The organism is Vibrio sp. V39_P1S14PM300 (assembly GCF_009904765.1).
GTDB classification, from domain to species: Bacteria; Pseudomonadota; Gammaproteobacteria; order Enterobacterales; family Vibrionaceae; genus Vibrio; species Vibrio proteolyticus.
Window position 1 is genome coordinate 1 of the sequence record NZ_WXWP01000135.1, and the last position, 4,411, is coordinate 4,411.

Below are 4,411 nucleotides of genomic sequence, written 5' to 3' on the forward strand. Positions count from 1 at the left end.
GTGTTATACATAATCCCTTCAAAGTTGGAGAAGCTTAAAGAGATGAAGTATTTTATGCTTCTCTACAACCGAGAGTATTAAAACTTATAGAAACGTAAACGGAGTGCTTTTAATGACGATACGTGGCACTGCTAATGAGAAGCTTGCCTTCTGGAGGTTGAGCTTGTAAATCACTCTGTGTAACTGTCGAGGTTAGATATATTCAGTGAATCAGTGTTCGAACATCATCATAAAGCGGCTCAGAGCTTTTCACCGTTATTATCCGCCATTTTTTACGCTTTTTTTACGCGAACCCTGATTCCTCATCTGATAGAGTCGCCGTTAAGATTTTCATTTAAATGACTTATATGGCAATGAGTTGGCTACAGAAGCGTTATTTCTTATCGGCATCGGTGTTTGTTTTTGCACTTGTCGTATCTTTAGGACTTGAACACTGGTTAGGCTCAACCATCGCGGTGTTACTGATACTCCAGCTTTCTATTGTTGTGATTGCCCTCCAATGCCACTCTCGGATAGCTTATGTGGCGGCCATTGTCGAAGCCATCAGTTTCAACTTTCTCTTTACCACGCCTCGGTATTCGCTGCAGATGTTCCATTTGGATGACATCATTAACTTAGTCGTTTTTATTGTGGTTGCTTTTACCACTAGTCAGCTCGCTGAGCGATATCGACGTCAACAAAATGCGCTAGAGCAAGTTCAATTGCGCCACCAAATTTTGCTCTCTGTATCCCATGACTTGAGAACTCCGCTCGCGGGGATTATCGGTAATCTCACCACCTTCAAAGAATATCAGTCACAACTGCAAGCCAAAGAAAAGGATGAACTGCTCGGCAGTGCCATCAAAGAAAGCCATCGCTTACACCAATACATAGAGAACCTTTTGCAAGCAACGAAATTGCAGCACGGTGTGGTTCGCATCCAGAAGCAACAAGAATCTATTGTACACATTGTAAAAAGCGTTATTGGTCGTTTCTCTTCATTCACCACAGACATTGATATTGTTGTCAATGGGGCGGTTTCATCGGTTGAAGTTAGTTGGGCTTTGCTAGAGCAAGCGTTATTCAATGTGCTGGACAATGCATTGTGCTATTCCCCTAAAGATAAACAGGTCAGTGTGACGATTTATCAGAGTCAGCAGAATGTGGTGATTGATGTTTACAACCAAGGCCAATCACTGCAACCCGATGAAGCAGAACAAATGTTCGAGTTGTTTTATTCAGGAAAGAAAAAAAGAAATGACGATTCTGGCTCAGGCCTTGGGTTGAGTGTGGCAAAAGGCGTGATCTCAGCCCATCAAGGCCATATCGAATGTGTAGAAGTACAACAAGGTTGTTTGATTCGGATTTCGCTGCCAAGCAGTCAACAAGGAGATCAGTAAGTGAACTACAAAATACTGGTGGTGGATGATGAGCCTCAAATCCAAATTTTTATGCGCATTTCATTAGCGGCTGAAGGCTTTGATTACGTGGGAGCAGACTCGTTAGCGACGGCAAAAGAGCATTTTGAGCGTGTTCAGCCGCATGTAGTGGTGCTCGACTTGGGGTTGCCTGATGGCGATGGTATCGAGTTCCTATCGACGATCCGTCAGTCAAGTAAAACGCCTGTGCTCATCCTAACGGCACGCGACCAAGAAGAAGAGAAGATCCGCTTGCTTGAAGCGGGGGCTAATGACTACCTCAGTAAGCCGTTTGGCATTAAAGAACTTATTGTACGGATTAAGGTACTACTGCGAGACTTGGTCAGTGAGCATTTTAGCGAAGATATCTTAGATTTTGGTGTGCTCAAACTGCAAAAGAGCACACATCAATGTTGGCTTTCTGATACAGAAGTCGTCCTGACCAAAAAGGAGTTTGCGTTTCTTGAAATGCTCATGATTACATCTGGGCAACTTGTGAAGCAAACGGATTTATTGAGAGAGGTTTGGGGCGAAAGTCATACCGACGATACCCATTATCTGCGCGTACTGGTTAGCCAGTTGCGCAAAAAGCTCAACGACAGCGCAGACCAACAACAGCTCATTAAAACCGAATCAGGGATCGGCTACCGCTTAGTTTCGATGGAGGTTACCCGTGATAAGTATTAAGGGCCCCGTTTGGCTTGCTGACAAAAATGTTTAAAGCTGTTTCTGATGCAGGCATCTGGATATTAAATCTGACAATGATCCTTGGCCGACTGGAATATTTCACGGTGTTAGCCAGGTTATTGCCACACTTTTGGAAAAAATAGTAAAGGTATTGTCATGGCACATTTTACTGTCATTGGACTTGGACGTTTTGGTATCGCGGCCAGTCTTGAACTGATCCATCTCGGACACACTGTGACGGGCGTTGATCGCGACCCCAAAATTGTTGAGAAATATGTCGAGGAGTTAACGCAAGCCATTATTTGTGACTCCACCGATGAGAATGCGCTGCGTGAATTAGATCTTGGCAACAGTGAAGCGGTATTGATCGCGATTGGGGAAGACATGCAGTCAAGTTTGCTTTGCACTTTGGCATTGAAAAATCTCGGTGTTAAAGAGATTTGGGTTAAGGCCAGTACCAAAGCACATCACACCATTGTGTCGAAACTTGGCGTTCAACGTATTATTCACCCTGAAGAGGAAATGGGCGTGCGTGTCGCTCAGGCACTAAACTACCCTATGGTGAATAACTACTTGTCCCTAGGTCATGGCTTGTATGTGGTTGAAATTCATATCAGAGCATCGTTACACGACACACCGATTGGACAAGTTCTTGGTGATGCCAAAGGCAGTGTGCAAACTGTCCTCATCAAACGTGAACAAGACGTGCGTAATCAGATTGGTCATGATTTTATCTTGAAAGCGAATGATATCATTCTGTTGTGCGGTACTCGCGCTGAGCTCAAGTATCTCGCTCCAAGGTTGGTGTGACATGGTATTGTGGCACCCCTCTATCACGCCGATAGAACGTAAACCAAAGTCAGGAAAAAAAATAGTTGGTGCGCCGCCACTGATTTTAAGTGGTAGCTTTTTGCTGCTCATCCTGCTGGGTACGGCATTACTCAAACTGCCTATTGCTGCTCATGAGCCTGTCACTTGGATACAGAGTTTGTTCACGGCTACCTCAGCAGTAACGGTGACAGGGCTAGTGGTGGTTGATACAGGCACTCAGTTCACCTTATTTGGGCAAGTTGTCATCGCTTTACTCATTCAGTGTGGTGGTCTCGGACTCATGACCTTTGCCATTGTGACCTTGATTGCTTTGGGAGGAAAAATTGGTTTTTTAGAGCGTACCGTCGCAAGAGAAGCCTTCAATCAAACCGACTCCTCGACGCTTGTTGTGACCGCTAAATCCGTGCTGATGTTTGCTCTGACCGTCGAACTGGTTGGGATGACCATACTGACCTGGTATTGGAGCGATGAACTTGGCTGGGCAACCAGTTTATTTCACGGTTTCTTCTATACCGTCAGTGCGTTTAATAATGCCGGGTTTGCCTTAAGTGCTGATAGCTTAATGCCTTATGTGGATGACCCCGTCGTTAACCTGACGATTACAGGACTATTTATCATTGGCGGGTTAGGCTTTTTGGTTTGGATGGATTTAAAGCGAAACCGTCGGTGGTCAAAGCTGACGGTTTATAGCCGCATGATGATAACGGGAACCGTGCTTATCAATGCCGTTGCTGTGATAACAATCTATCTAATAGAGCGCGATAACCCCAACACATTAGCGCCACTCAGCGAACTCAGTAAGTGGCTGGCCTCGTGGTTTCAGGCGGTGACCCCACGAACCGCAGGCTTTAATACACTCGCTATTGACCAACTCGAAGATGCCACAACCGCGATTATTCTGGTGCTGATGTTCATTGGTGGCGGCTCTTTGAGTACCGCAAGCGGTATCAAAGTCGTGACCTTTATGGTGTTGATTTTATCGACTTACGCTTACTTACGTCGTGATGAGCAAATTTATGTGTTTAAACGTGAAATTGCAAAAGACACGATCAGTAAAGCCCTTGCATTGACGATGATTTCTGTTGTGGTGACGTGGTTAGCCATCTTCGCATTACTCTTGACGGAAAGTGCCCCGATGTTAGATGTCGTGTTTGAAGCGGTTTCTGCATTAGGTACTGTGGGGTTATCTCGTGGCTTAACTGGTCAGCTCTCCGAATCGGGTGAACTGATTATCATCTTTATGATGTATATGGGGAGATTGGGACCATTAACCTTGGCGTACTTTTTAGCCAGTCCACGCCAGAAAAAGCTGCGTTTTTCGGAGACAAAATTAGCCATTGGATGAGTTGTCAAGGCTAACACAAGGAAGTGGGCGCGGGTTTCACGAATGAGTACCTGAATGAGTATCTAGAGCTAGGTTGCCAACCACGCTGAGACAATGAATCTTAATAACCATTATTCGAGAATGAGTATGTATTATTACTAGTATCTTTAAA

The 4,411-nt window shown here is 44.9% G+C and carries 4 protein-coding genes; all 4 read left to right on the top strand.

What is annotated here, in order from left to right; all coding sequences use genetic code 11:
* The first annotated feature begins 353 nt into the window (after positions 1-353).
* Positions 354-1,379 (top strand): sensor histidine kinase, encoded by a 1,026-nt coding sequence (locus CAG65_RS06515; protein ID WP_161452940.1) that lies wholly within the window; start codon positions 354-356, stop codon positions 1,377-1,379.
* The gene (locus CAG65_RS06520; RefSeq protein WP_161452942.1) at positions 1,380-2,084 is read left to right on the top strand and encodes a response regulator; all 705 of its coding nucleotides are present in this window, start codon (positions 1,380-1,382) and stop codon (positions 2,082-2,084) included.
* Between the two features lie 156 nt (positions 2,085-2,240).
* On the top strand, positions 2,241-2,894 hold the full coding sequence (locus CAG65_RS06525; protein ID WP_161452944.1) for a potassium channel family protein: 654 nt from the start codon (positions 2,241-2,243) through the stop codon (positions 2,892-2,894).
* Between the two features lies 1 nt (position 2,895).
* On the top strand, positions 2,896-4,260 hold the full coding sequence (locus CAG65_RS06530) for a TrkH family potassium uptake protein (RefSeq protein WP_161452946.1): 1,365 nt from the start codon (positions 2,896-2,898) through the stop codon (positions 4,258-4,260).
* Positions 4,261-4,411 lie beyond the last annotated feature (151 nt).

Coding starts and splice junctions, on each gene's coding strand:
- CAG65_RS06515 (WP_161452940.1), top strand. CDS start 354: ATGAGTTGGCTACAGAAGCGTTATTTCTTATCGGCATCGGTGTTTGTT.
- CAG65_RS06525 (WP_161452944.1), top strand. CDS start 2,241: ATGGCACATTTTACTGTCATTGGACTTGGACGTTTTGGTATCGCGGCC.
- CAG65_RS06530 (WP_161452946.1), top strand. CDS start 2,896: ATGGTATTGTGGCACCCCTCTATCACGCCGATAGAACGTAAACCAAAG.